The organism is Pseudomonas sp. OE 28.3, from assembly GCF_014268205.2.
GTDB classification, from domain to species: domain Bacteria; phylum Pseudomonadota; class Gammaproteobacteria; order Pseudomonadales; family Pseudomonadaceae; genus Aquipseudomonas; species Aquipseudomonas edaphica.
On the sequence record NZ_CP077082.1, the window covers coordinates 230,006 to 247,885 of the forward strand.

Genomic DNA, 17,880 nt, shown 5'->3' on the forward strand with positions numbered 1-17,880 from the left:
GGTTTTTCAGCCATACCGAGGTGATGCTATCGCAGGCAAGCCAGCTCCCACAGGGATCAATTCAGGCCAGGCGATCGAGTTTCTTCAGGAACACCGTCATCTCTTTTTCAGCCTGTTTGTCGCCATGTGCCAGGGCTGCTTCTATGCCCTTTTCCCAAGCTAACCGTGCTGCAGCGTTATCACCCTGCCCTTGCTGAGCCTTGCCCAACAGCTTCCACGCCGCCGAATACTTCGGGTCGAACTCGACGCATTTCTGCAAATGCTCGGCCGCCTTGGCGTTGTCCTTCAAGTCCAGATAACCCTTGCCCAAGCCAAAGCGCAGCAATGAATTATCCACACCCTTGGCGAGCATTTTTTCCAGGGATTCGAGCATTTATTATCACCTTGAGCGAAAAAAGGCTGTTGTGGCGAGGGCGCTTGCTCCCGTTGGATTGCGCAGCAGTCCCCCAACATTTTGCGAGCGCTTCGCACTCGAGCGGGAGCAAGCTCCCTCGCCACAATGAAATATTCCTGCCTAGAAAAAACTCAGCCCCACGTGAAACAGCTTCTCCACATCGCGAATGTGCTTTTTATCCACAAGGAACAGAATCACATGGTCACCCGTGGCGATCATCGTGTCGTCATGGGCGATGATCACCTCTTCGTCACGAATGATCGCGCCGATGGTGGTGCCCGGCGGCAGGCCGATATCGCGGATCGCCTTGCCGATCACTTTGCTCGACTTTGAATCACCATGGGCAATCGCCTCGATGGCTTCCGCCGCGCCCCGGCGCAGGGAGTGCACGCTGACGATATCGCCACGGCGCACGTGGGCCAGCAAGGTGCCGATGGTGGCCAACTGCGGGCTGATGGCGATGTCGATGTCGCCGCCCTGGATCAGGTCGACATAGGCCGGGTTGTTGATGATGGTCATCACCTTCTTCGCCCCCAGCCGCTTGGCCAGCAACGAGGACATGATGTTGGCCTCGTCGTCGTTGGTCAGGGCCAGGAAGATATCGGCGTCGGCGATGTTTTCTTCCATCAGCAGGTCGCGGTCCGAGGCGCTTCCTTGCAATACCACGGTGCTGTCGAGGGTGTCGGACAAATGTCGGCAGCGTGTCGGGTTCATCTCGATGATCTTGACCTGGTAGCGGCTCTCGATGGCCTCGGCCAAGCGCTCGCCGATCTGCCCGCCGCCGGCAATGACGATGCGTTTGTAGCTCTCATCGAGTCGACGCATTTCGCTCATCACTGCACGAATATTCGCTTTGGCAGCGATGAAAAACACTTCGTCGTCCGCTTCGATCACCGTATCGCCCTGGGGCAGGATCGGCCGGTCGCGACGGAAAATCGCCGCCACGCGGGTTTCCACATTCGGCATGTGTTCGCGCAGTTGGCGCAGTTGCTGGCCCACCAGTGGCCCGCCGTAATAAGCCTTTACCGCCACCAGTTGCGCCTTGCCTTCGGCAAAGTCGATCACCTGCAAGGCACCGGGAATTTCGATCAGGCGCTTGATGTAGTGAGTCACCACTTGTTCAGGGCTGATCAGCACATCCACCGGAATCGCATCGTTGTCGAACAGACCGGCGCGGGTCAGGTAGGCGGCTTCGCGCACGCGGGCGATCTTGGTGGGCGTGTGAAACAGGGTATGGGCGACTTGGCAGGCGACCATGTTGGTCTCGTCACTGTTGGTCACCGCCACCAGCATATCGGCATCGTCGGCACCGGCCTGGCGCAGCACCGTCGGGAATGACGCACGGCCTTGTACGGTGCGGATGTCCAGGCGGTCGCCCAGGTTGCGCAGGCGCTCGCTGTCGGTGTCGACCACGGTGATGTCGTTGGCTTCGCTGGCCAAATGTTCGGCCAGTGTGCCGCCGACCTGCCCTGCACCAAGGATGATGATTTTCATCCGGTCACTCCCTTAAACCCATTAGCCGCGCGCGGCAGCAATCTTGATCAGTTTGGCGTAATAGAAGCCATCGTGTCCGCCTTCCTGCGCGAGCAGTTGACGGCCGTGGGGCTGCTTGATACCGGCCGCCGTGGCGAGGTCCAGCTCCCGTGCGCCACTGGTGCGGGCGAGGAAGGCTTGGATCACCTCGGTATTTTCTGTCGGCAGCGTGGAGCACGTGGCGTAGAGCAGGATGCCGCCGACTTCCAGGGTTGGCCACATTGCATCGAGCAGTTCGCCTTGCAGCACGGCCAGGGCGGCGATGTCGTCGGGTTGGCGGGTGAGCTTGATATCCGGGTGACGGCGGATCACGCCAGTGGCGGAACATGGCGCGTCGAGCAGGATGCGCTGGAACGGCTTGCCGTCCCACCACGTGGCGGTGTCGCGGCCGTCGGCGGCGATCAGCTCGGCGCTCAGGCCCAGGCGTGCAAGGTTTTCACGCACGCGCACAAGGCGCTTGGCTTCCAGGTCGACGGCGACTACACCGGCCAGGTCTTTTTCGACTTCCAGAATGTGACACGTCTTACCGCCCGGGGCGCAGCAGGCGTCCAGTACGCGTTGGCCTGGGGCCAGGTCGAGCAGGTCGGCGGCCAATTGTGCGGCTTCGTCCTGCACGCTGATCCAGCCTTCGGCAAAGCCCGGCAGGCTGCGCACGTCGGTGGCCGCTTCCAGCACGATGCCGTCGACGCTGTACACGCACGGTGCGGCGTTGATGCCGGCACCGGTGAGCAATTGCAGGTAGGCGTCACGGCTGTGGTGGCGACGGTTGACCCGCAAAATCATCGGCGGGTGCGCATTGTTGGCGGCGCAAATGGCTTCCCATTGCTCGGGCCAGAAGGCTTTCAGGGATTTTTGCAGCCAGCGCGGGTGCGCTGTGCGCACCACCGGGTCATGTTCCAGTTCGGCCAGCAGCGCTTCGCTTTCACGCTGGGCGCGACGCAGTACGGCATTGAGCAAGGCCTTGGCCCACGGCTTCTTCAGCTTGTCGGCGCAGCCGACGGTTTCACCGATGGCGGCATGCGCGGGCACGCGGGTGTAGAGCAGTTGATAAAGGCCGACCAGCAGCAGCGCCTCTACATCGGCGTCGGCGGCCTTGAACGGCTTTTGCAGCAGCTTGGCCGCCAGGGCCGACAAGCGCGGCTGCCAGCGGGCGGTGCCAAAGGCCAGGTCCTGGGTGAAACCGCGATCACGGTCTTCAACCTTGTCCATTTGTGTAGGCAACGAACTGTTCAGCGAAGCCTTGCCGTTGAGTACGGCAGCGAGCGCCTTGGCGGCGGCCAGACGCGGGTTCATTGAGCGACCGCCCCGAGAACCGTGCCCAAGGCAAATTTCTCACGACGGCTGTTGAACAAGTCGCTGAAATTAAGCGCCTTGCCGCCGGGCAATTGCAGGCGGGTCAGGCACAGCGCCTGTTCACCGCAGGCGACCAACAGGCCGTCCTTGCTGGCGCCGATGATTTCACCCGGAGCACCTTTGCCATCCACCCAGGTGGCGGCCAGCACTTTCAACGCTTCGCCATCGAGGGTGCTGTGGCAGATCGGCCACGGGTTGAAGGCACGCACCAGGCGTTCCAGCTCAACGGCCGGGAGGTTCCAGTCGATACGCGCTTCGTCTTTATTCAGTTTGTGTGCGTAGGTGGCGAGGCTGTCGTCCTGTACTTCGCCTTCCAGCGTGCCGGCCGCCAGGCCAGCGATGGCCTGGATCACGGCGGGCGGGCCAAGTTCGGCCAAGCGGTCGTGCAGGCTGCCGCCCGTGTCTTCAGCCGTGATTGGGGTGGCAACCTTGAGCAGCATCGGGCCGGTATCCAGACCCGCCTCCATGCGCATCACGGTCACACCGCTTTCAAGGTCACCGGCTTCGACGGCGCGCTGGATCGGCGCCGCACCGCGCCAACGCGGCAGCAACGAAGCGTGGCTGTTGATGCAGCCCAGGCGCGGGATATCCAGCACCGCTTGAGGCAGGATCAAACCGTAAGCCACTACCACCAGCAAGTCGGGCTTCAACGCCGCCAGTTCCGCCTGGGCATCGGCGTTGCGCAGGGTTGGCGGTTGCAGCACAGGGATGTTGTGTTCAAGCGCCAACTGCTTGACCGGGCTTGGCATCAGTTTTTGCCCGCGACCGGCCGGGCGATCCGGCTGGGTGTACACCGCCACGATGTCATAAGGGCTGGCAAGCAGCGCCTTGAGGTGTTCGGCAGCGAATTCGGGAGTGCCGGCAAAAACAATGCGCAGTGGCTCGGTCATGGGAGTTCTCGGTTAAAAACAGTCACAAAAGAAAAAGGCTTGCCGCAGCAAGCCTTTGGAAGAAGGGCATCAAGCTTGCTGGCGATGCTTTTTTTCCAGCTTCTTCTTGATCCGGTCGCGTTTAAGCGTGGACAGGTAATCAACAAACAGCTTGCCGTTGAGGTGGTCGCATTCATGCTGAATGCACACTGCCAGCAAGCCTTCGGCGATCAGTTCGTAGGGCTTGCCGTCACGGTCCAGGGCCTTGATCTTCACGCGCAGCGGGCGTTCGACGTTCTCGTAGAACTCCGGCACTGACAGGCAGCCTTCCTGGTATTCGCCCATCTCTTCGGTCAGCGGTTCGAACTCGGGGTTGATAAACACCCGCGGCTCGCTGCGATCTTCCGACAGGTCCATGACCACGACGCGCTGATGCACGTTGACCTGGGTCGCGGCGAGGCCGATGCCCGGGGCTTCATACATTGTTTCAAACATGTCATCGACCAACTGACGAACCTTGTCGTCCACTACGGCCACCGGTTTGGCGATCGTGCGCAGGCGCGAGTCGGGAAATTCGAGGATGTTCAAAATAGCCATAAGCGTAATTGCTGCACATGTGAGGTAGAGGCAAATCGGCGTTGGGATGGACCCAGACCGCCGGTGTGAAAGGTTCGAAAGCCGCTAAGGCTCTGGCATTTCACGCGAACGCACATAATAAAGGAGATTGACCCCATGAGGAAATCGCTACTCGTCTTGCTGTTGTGGGCGCCGCTCGCCATGGCCCTGGTTTCCCAGCCCGGCCCGCGCCTGGAACAGGCGACGCAACAGGCCATCCGCCACTTCTTGCTGCACAACCGCATTTTCGATACACCCCAGGACCTGGACAACGCCCCTTACATTGTTGCCGCCGACGCGGGGCGAGTCCTGGGCGCCAACGGTGAGCGCGTGCATGCCCGCGGTGACCTGGACCCGGCCCAGCCGGACTATGGGATCTTTCGTCGCGGCAAAACCTACACCGACCCGCAAACCCAGGAGCTGCTGGGCATCAATGCCGACGACATCGGCAGCGCACGCTTTGTATTGGCGGGCGACCTCAGCACCCTGGCCGTGCAAAGGGTGACCCAGGAAGTGCGCCCAGGCGACCGCTTGCTGCGTGCCGAACCGCCCGTCGAATGGGCTAACCGGGAGCCTGCGACTTTCATCGAAGGGCACATTATCGATATTCCCAAGGGTGTCACCCAGATCGGCGTAATGGATGCCGTGACCTTGAACAAGGGCCGCCGTGACGGTCTGGCCGAAGGCCACCTGCTCACGGTGATCAAGGCCGGCGTGAGCGTACGCGACAGCCTCTCTGGCGCCCCGGCCCAACTCCCCGATGAAGATGCCGGCACGCTGCTGGTGTTTCGCACCTACGAAAAACTCAGTTATGGCCTGGTGCTCAGAGCCTCGCGTTCACTCGCGGTCATGGATCGATTCGAGACTGCCCGACAAACGCAATAAATAGCCTGCTAAATAAGTTACCAACAGAGTTATCCACAGCTTGTTCAGATCAAGGACGATCAAATGTATCCGACAAACAGCCCTGAAATTTCCCCTGCAGAACTGGAAGCCCGACTACGCTTGCACAGGCTGCCGGAACTGGGCCCCAAGCGTTTTCGTGTATTGATTGACGCATTTGGTTCTGCCTCCAAGGCCATCAGCGCCCCGGCGAGTGCCTGGCGTTCTCTCGGGTTGCCACCCATTAGCGCCGATGCCAGGCGCAGCCCTGAAATTCGAGATGGCGCCAGTGATGCGCTCGCATGGTTGGAGCGCCCGGCCCAGCATTTACTGATGTGGGACCAGCCTGAGTACCCTGCGTTACTGGCGCAGATCGACGATGCACCGCCGTTATTATTCGTTGCCGGCGAGCCAAACATTCTCGAAAAACCGCAGTTGGCCATGGTCGGCAGTCGCCGTGCATCACGCCCTGGGATGGACACTGCCACCGCCTTTTCGCGCAGCCTGGCAAGCGCCGGTTTTGTCATCACCAGTGGCTTGGCCTTGGGCATCGACGGTGCTGCGCACCAAGCGGCATTAGATGTCGGGGGGCAGACAATCGGCGTGCTCGGCACCGGCCTCGAAAATTTTTATCCACAACGCCACCGCCAGCTCGCCGCCGCGATGATTGCCCAGGGCAGCGCGGTGGTTTCCGAGTTTCCGCTGGACGCCGCGCCCCAGGCCGCCAACTTTCCACGGCGCAACCGGATCATCAGTGGCCTGTCGCTGGGGGTGCTGGTGGTGGAAGCCAGCATGGCCAGTGGTTCGCTGATCACCGCCAAACTTGCCGCCGAGCAAGGGCGTGAGGTGTATGCGATTCCGGGCTCCATTCATCATCCGGGCGCCAAGGGCTGCCATCAGTTGATTCGCGACGGTGCGACGCTGGTGGAGTCCATCGAGCACATCCTGGACGGCTTGCGCGGTTGGCAGGCTTTGTCCCGCCCGGCGCCGATGCCGGTCACCCATCCGCTGGTGGCGCTGTTGCACGCGGCGCCCCTCACCAGCGAGGCCTTGGCGATTGCCAGCGGGCGGCCGTTGTCCCACACACTGGCGGCGCTTACCGAGCTTGAGCTTGAGGGCCAGGTGATCTGCGAAAGCGGGCGCTGGCTTGCGCGCGGCCCGCTTATGTAATTAGTTTTTGCAAAGAACATCGGTAAACTGCCCACAGCTTTAGTCCGGAGAGTGAGCAATGGTCAACAGGTGGCGTGTGCTGGAAGCCGCACGAGAAATTCGCGCAGGCGCGGTGATTGCCTATCCGACCGAAGCGGTCTGGGGCCTGGGCTGCGACCCGTGGAATGAAGACGCGGTGGACCGGCTGCTGGCGATCAAGAATCGCTCGGTCGACAAGGGGCTGATCCTGGTGGCGGACAATATCCGTCAGTTCGATTTTCTGTTTGAAGACTTCCCGGACACCTGGATCGACCGCATGGCCAGCACCTGGCCGGGGCCGAATACCTGGCTGGTGCCGCATCAGGGCATGTTGCCGGAATGGGTGACCGGTGTGCATGACACCGTGGCGCTGCGGGTCAGTGATCATCCGTTGGTTAGGGATTTATGCGCGCAGGTGGGGCCGTTGATCTCTACCTCAGCCAACCCGCAAGGCCGCCCGGCGGCGCGTACGCGGATTCGTGTGGAGCAGTATTTCCGTGGCCAAGTGGATTTGGTGCTGGGTGGTGCCCTGGGTGGGCGCAAGAACCCGAGCCTGATTCGTGATTTGGCGACGGGTGAGGTAGTGCGGCCGTCTTGAGACCGAGGCGCGGCCATCGCGGGCAAGCCCGGCTCCCACAGGGGAATGCATTCCAAATGAGGGAGCGGGCTTGCCCGCGATGGGGCCCTTACAAACGCGGAAGATCTTAGAGACTTATGGCAGCAAAATGGTCGACCCGGTCGTCCTGCGCCCCGACAACTCCGTCTGCGCCTTCGCCGCATCCGCCAGCGCAAACCGCTGGTTGATATCAATACGCACCTTGCCGCTCTTGATCATCGAGAACAGATCATCGGCCATCGCCTGCAAGTCTTTCGGGTTGCTGGCGTAAGTCGCCAGTGTCGGCCGAGTGACATACAACGAGCCCTTCGCCGCCAGAATCCCCAGGTTCACGCCATCCACCGCGCCCGACGCATTGCCGAAACTCACCACTAAACCCCGTGGCGCCACGCTGTCCAGCGAGGTCAGCCAGGTATCTTTGCCAACGCCGTCGTACACCACCGGGACTTTTTTGCCGTCGGTCAATTCCAGCACGCGCTGTGCGACGTTTTCCTTGCTGTAGTCGATGGTTTCCCAGGCGCCGAGGGATTTGGCCAGTGCGGCTTTTTCCGGCGAACTCACGGTGCCGATCAGCTTCACGCCCAGCGCCTTGGCCCATTGGCAGGCCAGCGAACCCACGCCACCGGCAGCGGCGTGGAACAGAATGGTTTCGCCACCCTTCAACTCGTAGGTCTGACGCAGCAGGTACTGCACGGTCAGGCCCTTGAGCATCGCGCCAGCCGCCTGTTCGAAGCTGATAGCGTCCGGCAAGTGCACCAGGTTGGCGGCAGGCAACACATGCAGTTGGCTGTACGCACCCAGTGGGCCACTGCCGTAGGCCACGCGGTCACCGACCTTGAACTGCGTGACCTCGCTGCCAACCGCATCCACCACGCCAGCGCCTTCTGCGCCAAGGCCCGATGGCAAGGCTGGCGGCGCATACAGGCCGCTGCGGAAATAGGTGTCGATGAAGTTCAGGCCGATGGCCTCGTTCCGTACACGCACCTGCTGTGGCCCAGGTTCTGCCGGGGTGTAGTCCACATACTCAAGCACTTCGGGGCCACCATGGGCGCTGAACTGGATACGTTTGGCCATCTGCACTTCTCCTGAGGTCGAATCGCGTAGCCCCCTATCCCACTCCTAAGCTTGATCTTCGTCAACTGCGGCGCGGTCGGGTGCAGTGGTATCCTGTGCGCCCATTTGCCGCCGACGCCCAATGGCCTCGCGTAGCTTTGCCCGATTCAAGGTGATGCCATGACTACCCGCACCGAGGCTGTAAAGGCCTACCTGCTTGACCTGCAAGACCGCATTTGCAGCGCCCTGGAAACCTTCGAGACGGATACTCGCTTTATCGAAGACGCCTGGACCCGGCCTGCCGGCGGCGGCGGTCGCACCCGTGTGATCGAAAACGGTTCGGTGATCGAAAAAGGCGGCGTCAACTTTTCCCACGTCTTCGGCAGCGGCCTGCCACCGTCCGCCAGCGCGCATCGCCCGGAACTGGCTGGGCGTGGCTTTGAAGCCCTCGGCGTGTCGCTGGTGATCCACCCGCACAACCCGCATGTGCCGACGTCCCACGCCAACGTGCGCTTTTTCATCGCCGAAAAAGACGGCGAAGAGCCGGTGTGGTGGTTCGGTGGCGGCTTCGACCTCACGCCCTACTACGGCAATGAAGAAGACTGCATCCACTGGCATCGCGTGGCCGAGCAGGCCTGTGCGCCGTTTGGCGCGGATGTGTATTCGCGCTACAAGGCCTGGTGCGACACCTACTTCCATATCAAGCACCGCAACGAACCGCGCGGCATCGGCGGCCTGTTCTTCGATGACTTGAACGAGTGGGGCTTTGACACCTGCTTCGCCTTCATCCGTGCCATCGGCGATGCCTACATCGACGCCTACCTGCCGATCGTGCAGCGTCGCAAGGCCATGGCTTACACCGAGCAGCAGCGCCAATTCCAGGAATTCCGTCGTGGCCGCTACGTCGAATTCAACCTGGTCTACGACCGGGGCACCCTGTTCGGCCTGCAATCGGGCGGGCGTACCGAGTCGATCCTGATGTCGCTGCCGCCGCAAGTACGCTGGAGCTACGACTGGAAAGCCGAAGCCGACAGCGAAGAAGCGCGCCTCACTGATTACTACCTGCAAGACCGCGACTGGTTGGGCCTTGCTGCGCCCAAGGCGGCTGTCTGATGGACCGTTATGTGGTGTTCGGCAACCCCATTGGCCACAGCAAGTCGCCGTTGATTCACCGCATGTTCGCCGAGCAGACCGGTGAGCAACTGGACTACAGCACCCTGCTCGCGCCGCTGGAGGATTTCACCGGCTGTGCCCGTGAGTTCTTTGCACAAGGCCGTGGCGCCAACGTCACCGTGCCGTTCAAGGAAGACGCCTACCGCCTGGCCAACAGCTTGACCGAACGCGCCCAGCGCGCAGGCGCTGTGAACACCCTGAGCAAGCTTGCCGACGGCACCTTGCTGGGCGACAACACCGACGGCGCCGGCCTGGTGCGCGACCTCACGGTGAACGCCGGGCTTAGCCTGCAAGGCAAACGCATCCTGCTGCTGGGCGCCGGTGGCGCCGTACGCGGGGCGTTGGAGCCATTACTGGCTGAGCAACCTGCGTCGCTGATCATCGCCAACCGCACCGTTGAAAAAGCCGAACTGCTTGCCGAGCTGTTCGACGATTTGGGGCCGGTGTCGGCCAGCGGTTTCGATTGGCTGCGTGAGCCGGTGGACGTGATCATCAATGCCACGTCTGCCAGCCTGTCAGGCGATGTACCGCCGATTGCCGGCAGCCTGATCGAACCGGGCAAGACCTTTTGCTACGACATGATGTATGCCAAGGAGCCGACCGCGTTCTGTCGCTGGGCTACCGAGCAAGGCGCGGCGGTGGCGATGGATGGTTTGGGCATGTTGGTGGAGCAGGCCGCAGAAGCCTTCTTCCTGTGGCGCGGCGTGCGCCCGCAGTCGGCGCCGGTGTTGGCTGAGTTGCGACGGCAGTTGGCTGCGGCATAAATCTGAATGTGAACACGGTCAAAATGTGGGAGCTGGCTTGCCTGCGATGGCGGTGTATCAGATACAGATGTGCTGGCTGATTCACCGCCATCGCAGGCAAGCCAGCTCCCACAGTTTTAACCGTGTTTATTCTTCAAAATGGATGGGGCATTTATCGGCCCCTTCCAGCTTTTTCAGTTCCTCGACGACTTGCGGCCGCGCCCGGCGCAACTTCAGGCTACGCCCCATACCCGCCAACCGCCGCGCCTCCTGGTGCAGCATCTCCACCCCGGAATAGTCGATAAAGTTAATTTGCTGCGCCTCGATCACCACCCGCTCGCCCTGCAGGCTTTGCAGCCGCACTTGCAGGTAATGGCTGGCGCCGAAGAAGATCGAACCGCCTACCCGCAACACATCCTCATCACCGTCGCGCCATTGCTGAACCCGCGGCTGTGAGGTGCGTTTGAGGTAGAAAAACAACGATGCCAGCACGCCCGCGTAAATCGCCGTTTGCAGCTCCAGCAGCAAGGTCGCGACGCCGGTCAGGCTCATCACCACAAACTCGGCGCGGCTGACGCGGAACAGCGCGCGAATGCCACGATGATCCACCAGGCCCCAGCAAATCAGCAGGATGCTTGCGGCCATGCTCGGGATCGGGATGTGCGCGATCAAGGCCGCGCCAAATAACGCAAACAATGCCACCCAGAGCGCGGAAAACACGCCCGCCAACGGCGAGCAGGCACCCGCTTCATAGCTGAGGCCGGAGCGGGTGAAGGAGCCGGCCGACAAGTACCCGGAAAAAAAGCCGCCGACGATATTGGATAAACCCTGCGCGCGGACTTCCTGGTTGGCGTCGAGCAATTGTTGCGAGCGCGCCGACAACGAGCGCGCAATCGACAGGCTGGTGACCAGCCCAAGCATGCCCACCGCCACGGCGCTGGGCAGCAGGCGCAGAAGTATATCCAGGTCCATCGGCAGCGGGCTGAACGGTGGCAGTTTGCCGATAAACGAACTCACCCGCGCCACATGCCCGAACATCGCCGGCCAAAGCCACGCCACCAGGCTGCCAAGTGTCAGGGCAATCAACAGTGTTGGCCAACGCGGGACCAGGTATTTGAGCAGCGCGCCCACCAGCAAGGTGCCCAGGCCCAGCGTCAGTGAGGCGTGGTCCCATTCACCGGCATGGTCCACCAGTGCCAGCAAGCTATTGATCGCCGTGGCCTGGCTGGGCAAATCCAGCCCCAGCAAGTTGGGCAATTGCCCCAAGGCAATCACCACGGCAGCGCCCAGAGTGAAACCCAGCACCACCGAATGCGAGACGAAATTCACCAGCGCGCCAAAGCGCAGCATGCCCAGCAGCCACTGGAACACACCGGCGAGGAATGTGAGCAACAGGATCAGCGTGATGTAGTCCTGAGAGCCTGGAACGGCCAGCGGACTGACGCTGGCGTACAGGACGATGGAAATCGCCGCCGTCGGGCCGCAGATCAGGTGCCAGGAGGAGCCCCACAGGCAGGCGATCAAGACGGGGATGATGGCGGCATACAGGCCGTATTCGGGTGGGAGCCCGGCGATCAGCGCGTAGGCAATGGACTGCGGCAAGGCGAGCACGGCGCCGCTGAGCCCGACAATCGCGTCCCGGCCGACGCTGGCGCGGGTTTGGCGCGGCAGCCAGGCAAGGAAGGGGAAGAGAGTGTGGCGGTTGGGCCGGGGCATCGCAGACTCGGTAGAAAGGTTTAGCTCAGAGTATCAGTACACCTAAGTCTCTGTGGGAGCAGGCAAGCCAGCTCCCACAGGGATGCGCGGCGGCCCTTAGAGTTTGGCTTTTACGGCAGACAGTGCGTCTTTACCGTCGAGGGTTTTTACGCCATCCAGCCATGTGTCCAGTACCGCCGGGTTGGCTTTGATCCACGCTTTTGCCGCGTCGGCATTGCTGACTTTATTGTTGGCCACCTGGGCCATGATGCTGTTCTCCATCTCCTGGGTAAAACTCAGGTTGGTCAGCAATTTTCCTACGTTCGGGCAGGCCTGGGCATAACCCTTGCGGGTCAAGGTATACACGCTGCCGGTGTCACCAAAATATTTCTCGCCGCCTTTGAGGTAATGCATTTTCAACTGCACGTTCATCGGATGCGGCGTCCAGCCGAGGAAGGTCACGAACTTCTGCTTTTTCACCGCCCGCGACACTTCGGCCAGCATCGCCTGCTCGCTGGACTCGATCAGCTTCCACTGGCCCAGGTCGAAGTCATTCTTCTTGATGATCTCCTGCAACGAGATGTTCGCCGGCGCGCCGGAGCCAATGCCGTAGATCTTCTTGTCGAACTTGTCGGCAAATTTGTTCAGGTCGGCAAAATCATGCACACCGGCGTCCCACACATAGTCCGGCACGGCGAGGGTGAATTCGGTGCCGTCGAGGTTTTTCGCCAGTTGCACCACATCGCCATTGGCCACGAACTTGTCGTAGAAACCCTGCTGCGCCGGCATCCAGTTGCCCAGGAACACATCCACCTGGCCATCCTTGAGCCCGCCAAACGTGATCGGCACCGCCAGGGTGTCGACCTTGGCCTTGTAGCCCATGCCGTTCAACAGGAAACCGGTGATGGCATTGGTGGCGGCGATATCGCTCCAGCCTGGATCGGCCATTTTTACCGTTTCGCAGCTAGCGTCTGCGTACACATTGGCGCTGCCCAGCACCAACATACTCAGTACCACGGTCAACTTTTGCATGGCCTTCCCTCTGTCTATTTATTGGTTTTGGCAGGGTTGTGGATAACGTGCCTTGCGCTCCAGGTCGTCGAGGTCGATATGGTTGCGCATGTATTGCTGACTGGCGTCCACCAGTGGCTGGTGATCCCAGCTCTTCAGCTTGCCTTGGGTCAGTGCCTCGAACACCAGGCGGCGACGGCGTTGGCTGGCGAGCACCTGTTGGTGGATCGCCGGGATGTCCCATTTGGCCCGCGCCTCATTCAAAAACGCCTCGAACAGTGGCCGGTGTTCCGGTGACTGGCTGAGGTCTTCCCGTTCATGCGGGTCGTTGTGTACATCGAACAGTAGACAAGGGTCGTCTTCGCTGTAGATGAATTTGTAGGCGCTGCGCCGAATCATCATCAGTGGGCTGATGGTGCCTTCGGCCATGTATTCGCCAAACACTTCGTCGTGCCCGCCCTGCCCTTGCAGGTGCGGGACCAGCGAGCGGCCGTCCAGCGCCAGGCGCGGGTCCAACTCGCCGCCGGCCAGTTCCACCAGGGTGGGCAGCAGGTCGGCGGTGGACACGGCGTTGCTCACGCGGCCCGCCGCAAACTGGCCTGGCGCACTCACCAGCAGCGGTACGCGGGCGGCCATTTCGAACCAGTGCATTTTGTACCAGAGGCCTCGCTCGCCGAGCATGTCGCCGTGGTCGCCGGAGAAGATGATGATCGTGTCGTCGGCCAAGCCAGTGTCCTCCAGGGTTTGCAGGAGTTTGCCGACGTTGCTGTCGATATAGCTGCACGCGCCGAAATACGCGCGGCGCGCATCGCGGATCTTGTCCACAGGCAGCGGCTTGTCCCACAGGTCGTAAACCTTGAGCAGGCGCTGGGAGTGCGGGTCGAGATCGCCTTGCGCGGGGGTTGCCGGCATTGGGATGTCGTTGTCGTCGTACAGGTCCCAGAACGGCTTGGGAATGGTGTACGGGTCGTGTGGGTGCGTCATCGACACGGTGAGGCAGAACGGTTGGTTGCCGTCTTCACGGATATGGTCAAACAGATACTGCTGGGCTTTGAACACCACCTCTTCGTCGAAATCCAGCTGATTGGTGCGCACGCACGGCCCGGCTTGCAGCACCGACGACATGTTGTGGTACCAGGTGGGGCGCACGTGCGGCTCATCCCAGTTCACCGCCCAGCCATAGTCGGCCGGGTAGATGTCGCTGGTGAGGCGTTCTTCATAGCCGTGCAACTGATCTGGCCCGCAGAAATGCATCTTGCCCGACAGTGCCGTGCGGTAACCGAGGCGGCGCAGGTAGTGGGCATAAGTGGGTACATCGGCGGGGAAATCGGCGGCGTTGTCGTAGGCGCCAATCTTGCTCGGCAACTGGCCGCTGACCAGGGTGAAACGCGAAGGCGCGCACAGCGGGCTATTGCAGTAGGCGGCGTCAAACACCACGCCCTGTGCAGCCAGGCGGCTCAGGTTCGGCAACTTGATCGGGGAAGGTCCGTAGAACGGCAGCATCGGCGCGGCCATTTGATCGGCCATGATGAAAAGAATGTTCTTGCGCTTCATGATCTATCGGCATTCCATAGGCGGAGTTTATGCGAATGAGCATGCAGCCCATGGAAAATGGGGTAAAGCCCATGGAAAGCAATGTCTAGGATAAGCACAGCTTATGTATGAAGCCCTCGGTGATCTGTCCCTCGACCTGCTGCGTGCCTTTGAAGCCGCGGCGCGCCATCGCAGCTTTACCGCCGCCGCGATGGAGTTGGGCACTACGCAGCCGGCCATCAGCCAGCAGATCAAGCGCCTTGAAGAGCAACTGGCGATCCGCCTGTTCGATCGCATCTACCGAGGCATCGAACTGACGGATGCGGGCGCGCTGTTGTTTGAACAGGTGCAAGGCGGTTTGCAGGCCATCAACCAAGGCCTCAGCACGATCACCCAGCAGGACCAGCACGAAGTGCTGCAAGTGGCCACCGACTTCGCTTTCGCCGCCTACTGGCTGATGCCGCGCCTGCATCGCTTTCACCAGGCCAACCCGCAGGTGGATGTGAGCCTGGTGACCAGCGAACGCAACCACGCGACTTTGCGCAGCGATATCGACGTGGCGGTGTTGTTTGGCGATGGGCGTTTCAAGCAGGGCGAGAGCTTGTGGCTGTTCAACGAGGAAGTGTTTCCAGTGTGCAGCCCGCAGTGGCTCAAGGCTCAATCCACGCCATTGACTGTACAAAATTTGCACGATTACCCGCTGCTGCACCTGCGCCAGGAAAACAACAGCCAGTGGTTCGACTGGAGCGGCGTGTTTCGTGAGTTGGGCATCACCACGGCGCCCACGCCTGGGCAATTGCGCTTCGACAATTACACCCTGCTGATTCAGGCTGCGATTGCCGCCCAGGGCGTGGCCATCGGTTGGCGGCACTTGGTGGATAACCTGCTGGAACAGAACTGGCTGTGCCGGCCGATCAATGACACGGTGATCTCGCGCTTCGGTTATTACGTGGTGCAGCCCCAGCGCAAACGCCGGGGGCAACTGGTCGAGCGCTTTGTCGACTGGCTGCTGGCCGAGCAAGCCAGCAGCGCGCAGTCGTTGACCGGGCTGGCCCTGCCGTCGATTGCGGTCTAGGATCGGCGCATATTGGATCCGGATTTCGTCATGCAACGTATCAAGGGCTACCACGCCCATATCTACTTCGACGCCAGCACCATCGACCAGGCGCGCAAGCTCTGCGAGGACGCAGCCACGCTGTTCCCGCTGAGCATGGGTCGTGTACACGAAAAGCCGGTCGGCCCGCACCCGGACTGGAGCTGCCAGCTGGCATTCGAGCCGGAATACATCGGCGTGGTGTTGCCCTGGCTGGCGCTGCATCGCGATGGGTTGGTGGTGTTCCTGCACCCGGACACCGGCGATGACCTCAAGGATCACACCGATTACGCGATCTGGATGGGCGCGATGCGCGAGCTGAACCTGTCTATTTTTTAACCACTGTTGCACCTGATCCCATCACCCTGAGCTAAGGAGATGGGATTTTTTATTACAAAAACCCAATATATGGGACTGTTATTTATATATTGAGATATCGCCAGTCATAGGTTTATATTCGCCCATCAGCTTTTTCAGCACCCACTCATTTCAGGTGAAGCGATGCAGGCGCAATTGATCGCGCTCGACTGGGGGACCAGCTCCCTTCGTGCTTACAAACTCGGCCCGGCTGGCTGTGTGCTCGAACAGCGCGCGTTGGCGTTCGGCATCATGCACCTGCCCAGCGAACCCCGGGTCATTGCTGGCGTGCTGTGCAGTGACGGCTTTGAGTTGGCGTTCGATGCGGCCTGCGGCGACTGGCTCGACGCGCAGCCCGGCCTGCCGGTGATTGCCTGCGGCATGGTCGGCAGCGCCCAAGGCTGGAGCGAAGCGGCCTATCGGCAAACGCCCGTCGACGTCGCCAGCCTCGGCCAGGCCTTGCACCCTGTGCGCAGCCTGCGCGGGGTGCAGGTGCATATTGTGCCGGGTGTGATCGAGCGGGTCGGCTTGCCCAATGTGATGCGTGGCGAAGAAACTCAAGTGCTGGGTGTGCTGCAAGGCCTGGGCGCCGACGTGTTGATCGGCCTGCCGGGCAGCCATTCCAAATGGGTCGAGGTGGTTGAAGGCTGCATCACCCACTTCGACACATTCATGACCGGTGAGCTGTTTGCGGTACTCAGTAAGCACAGCATTCTCGGGCGTACCCAGCAACAGTCCGAAAAATTCCAGGTCGCGGCGTTTGATCGTGGCGTCCACGTGGCGCTGTCAAACGACGGCCAGCGCGGCGTGCTGTCGACCTTGTTCAGCGCTCGTACCCTGGGGTTGACCGGCGAACTGGCGCCAGACGAGCAGCCCGATTATCTGTCCGGCCTGCTGATCGGCCACGAACTCGCCGGTTTGCCGCAGCAGGCCAAACACAAGCCTATCGTCCTGGTCGGCGCTGCCGACCTCTGCGCCCGCTACCAACGCGCCCTTGCCCTCTGCGGCTTCGTCCACGTCAGCCTCGCGCAGGAAGCCACCGCGCGCGGTCTGTGGCAGTTGGCCGTCGCTGCTGGGCTCACTCAACCTGTACAGGAGGCCTGACATGCTCAAGCAAGCACTCGCACACAACGGTTTGATCGCAATCTTGCGCGGCGTGCGCCCGGATGAAGCGCAGGCGGTCGGCCAGGTGCTCTATGAGGCCGGTTTTCGCGTGATCGAAGTGCCACTGAATTCGCCGGACCCTTACACCAGCATCCGCACCCTGCGCGACACCTTGCCCGCCGATTGCCTGATCGGCGCGGGCACCGTGTTGACCCCGGAACAGGTCGAGCAGGTCAAAGCCGCCGGCGGCCAAGTCATCGTCATGCCCCACAGCGATGCCAAGGTATTGCGTGCCGCCAAAGCGGCGGGGCTGTTCCTGTCGCCGGGTGTGGCGACGCCGACCGAAGCCTTCGCCGCGCTGGCCGAAGGCGCGGATGTTTTGAAGCTGTTCCCGGCCGAGCAAATGGGCCCGGCGGTGATCAAGGCGTGGCTGGCGGTATTGCCGACCGGCACCTTACTGCTGCCGGTGGGCGGCGTGACCCCAGGCAACATGCAGGTGTATTTCGACGCTGGCGCCAAGGGCTTTGGCCTGGGTTCCGGGTTGTTCAAACCGGGCATGTCGGTGGACCAAGTGGCGAGCAATGCCCAGGCCTATGTCGCGGCCTGGAACGCGCTTAACTGAACTCAAGGTTTGCGCCCCTGGCGCTGCATCGATAAGAGAGATAAGA

18 protein-coding genes are annotated in these 17,880 nt (G+C 61.5%); 9 read left to right on the forward strand and 9 right to left on the reverse strand.

Annotated features, from left to right (window positions below; translation table 11 throughout):
• Window positions 1–61: 61 nt before the first annotated feature.
• The 5 genes from HU759_RS00995 to def form a co-directional block, all read right to left on the reverse strand.
• A complete protein-coding gene (locus HU759_RS00995; RefSeq protein WP_065932011.1) occupies window positions 62–373 on the reverse strand; it encodes a hypothetical protein in 312 nt (103 codons plus the stop codon).
• Window positions 374–514: 141 nt separating this feature from the next.
• The gene (trkA, locus tag HU759_RS01000; protein ID WP_017135143.1) at window positions 515–1,888 is read right to left on the reverse strand and encodes a Trk system potassium transporter TrkA; all 1,374 of its coding nucleotides are present in this window, start codon (window positions 1,886–1,888) and stop codon (window positions 515–517) included.
• A gap of 21 nt (window positions 1,889–1,909) precedes the next feature.
• The gene (gene rsmB, locus HU759_RS01005) at window positions 1,910–3,220 is read right to left on the reverse strand and encodes a 16S rRNA (cytosine(967)-C(5))-methyltransferase RsmB (RefSeq protein WP_017135144.1); all 1,311 of its coding nucleotides are present in this window, start codon (window positions 3,218–3,220) and stop codon (window positions 1,910–1,912) included.
• Window positions 3,217–4,170, reverse strand: a complete 954-nt coding sequence (gene fmt, locus HU759_RS01010; protein WP_186617213.1) for a methionyl-tRNA formyltransferase — start codon at window positions 4,168–4,170, stop codon at window positions 3,217–3,219. Before fmt ends, rsmB begins: the two co-directional genes overlap by 4 nt.
• 69 nt (window positions 4,171–4,239) lie before the next feature.
• Complete coding sequence (def, locus tag HU759_RS01015) at window positions 4,240–4,746, reverse strand: peptide deformylase (protein ID WP_017135146.1); 507 nt, start codon at window positions 4,744–4,746, stop codon at window positions 4,240–4,242.
• A 135-nt stretch (window positions 4,747–4,881) separates the two neighbouring features.
• On the opposite strand from def, the gene HU759_RS01020 reads away from it, so the two are divergent.
• The 3 genes from HU759_RS01020 (at window position 4,882) to HU759_RS01030 (ending at window position 7,432) form a co-directional block, all read left to right on the forward strand.
• Window positions 4,882–5,649, forward strand: a complete 768-nt coding sequence (locus HU759_RS01020) for a hypothetical protein (RefSeq protein WP_017135147.1) — start codon at window positions 4,882–4,884, stop codon at window positions 5,647–5,649.
• A 63-nt stretch (window positions 5,650–5,712) separates the two neighbouring features.
• On the forward strand, window positions 5,713–6,816 hold the full coding sequence (gene dprA / locus HU759_RS01025) for a DNA-processing protein DprA (protein ID WP_186617212.1): 1,104 nt from the start codon (window positions 5,713–5,715) through the stop codon (window positions 6,814–6,816).
• Window positions 6,817–6,874: 58 nt separating this feature from the next.
• A complete protein-coding gene (locus tag HU759_RS01030) occupies window positions 6,875–7,432 on the forward strand; it encodes an L-threonylcarbamoyladenylate synthase (RefSeq protein WP_017135149.1) in 558 nt (185 codons plus the stop codon).
• A gap of 114 nt (window positions 7,433–7,546) precedes the next feature.
• Here the strand turns inward: HU759_RS01030 and HU759_RS01035 are convergent, their stop codons facing one another.
• A complete protein-coding gene (locus HU759_RS01035) occupies window positions 7,547–8,524 on the reverse strand; it encodes an NADPH:quinone reductase (protein WP_017135150.1) in 978 nt (325 codons plus the stop codon).
• A 159-nt stretch (window positions 8,525–8,683) separates the two neighbouring features.
• On the opposite strand from HU759_RS01035, the gene hemF reads away from it, so the two are divergent.
• Window positions 8,684–9,616, forward strand: coding sequence for an oxygen-dependent coproporphyrinogen oxidase (hemF, locus tag HU759_RS01040; RefSeq protein ID WP_017135151.1), 933 nt, complete (start codon window positions 8,684–8,686; stop codon window positions 9,614–9,616).
• Window positions 9,616–10,440, forward strand: a complete 825-nt coding sequence (aroE, locus tag HU759_RS01045) for a shikimate dehydrogenase (RefSeq protein ID WP_017135152.1) — start codon at window positions 9,616–9,618, stop codon at window positions 10,438–10,440. The genes hemF and aroE overlap by 1 nt, the downstream gene beginning before the upstream one ends.
• 126 nt (window positions 10,441–10,566) lie before the next feature.
• Here aroE and HU759_RS01050 read toward each other — a convergent pair whose 3' ends face one another.
• The 3 genes from HU759_RS01050 to betC form a co-directional block, all read right to left on the reverse strand.
• Window positions 10,567–12,135 carry a SulP family inorganic anion transporter gene (locus HU759_RS01050; RefSeq protein ID WP_186617211.1) on the reverse strand — a complete coding sequence of 523 codons (1,569 nt, stop codon included), beginning with the start codon at window positions 12,133–12,135 and terminating at the stop codon, window positions 10,567–10,569.
• A 96-nt stretch (window positions 12,136–12,231) separates the two neighbouring features.
• On the reverse strand, window positions 12,232–13,146 hold the full coding sequence (gene choX, locus HU759_RS01055) for a choline ABC transporter substrate-binding protein (protein ID WP_138453765.1): 915 nt from the start codon (window positions 13,144–13,146) through the stop codon (window positions 12,232–12,234).
• Window positions 13,147–13,164: 18 nt separating this feature from the next.
• On the reverse strand, window positions 13,165–14,679 hold the full coding sequence (gene betC / locus HU759_RS01060; protein ID WP_186617209.1) for a choline-sulfatase: 1,515 nt from the start codon (window positions 14,677–14,679) through the stop codon (window positions 13,165–13,167).
• A 103-nt stretch (window positions 14,680–14,782) separates the two neighbouring features.
• Between betC and HU759_RS01065 the strand changes: the two genes are divergently transcribed.
• The 4 genes from HU759_RS01065 to HU759_RS01080 all read left to right on the forward strand — a co-directional run bounded on the left by HU759_RS01065 (window position 14,783) and on the right by HU759_RS01080 (window position 17,834).
• The gene (locus tag HU759_RS01065; RefSeq protein WP_186617207.1) at window positions 14,783–15,733 is read left to right on the forward strand and encodes a LysR family transcriptional regulator; all 951 of its coding nucleotides are present in this window, start codon (window positions 14,783–14,785) and stop codon (window positions 15,731–15,733) included.
• Window positions 15,734–15,763: 30 nt separating this feature from the next.
• Window positions 15,764–16,090 (forward strand): DOPA 4,5-dioxygenase family protein, encoded by a 327-nt coding sequence (locus tag HU759_RS01070; RefSeq protein WP_099550184.1) that lies wholly within the window; start codon window positions 15,764–15,766, stop codon window positions 16,088–16,090.
• 162 nt (window positions 16,091–16,252) lie between these two features.
• Window positions 16,253–17,212 (forward strand): 2-dehydro-3-deoxygalactonokinase, encoded by a 960-nt coding sequence (locus tag HU759_RS01075; RefSeq protein WP_170040611.1) that lies wholly within the window; start codon window positions 16,253–16,255, stop codon window positions 17,210–17,212.
• Between the two features lies 1 nt (window position 17,213).
• Window positions 17,214–17,834 carry a 2-dehydro-3-deoxy-6-phosphogalactonate aldolase gene (locus tag HU759_RS01080; protein ID WP_017137928.1) on the forward strand — a complete coding sequence of 207 codons (621 nt, stop codon included), beginning with the start codon at window positions 17,214–17,216 and terminating at the stop codon, window positions 17,832–17,834.
• Window positions 17,835–17,880 lie beyond the last annotated feature (46 nt).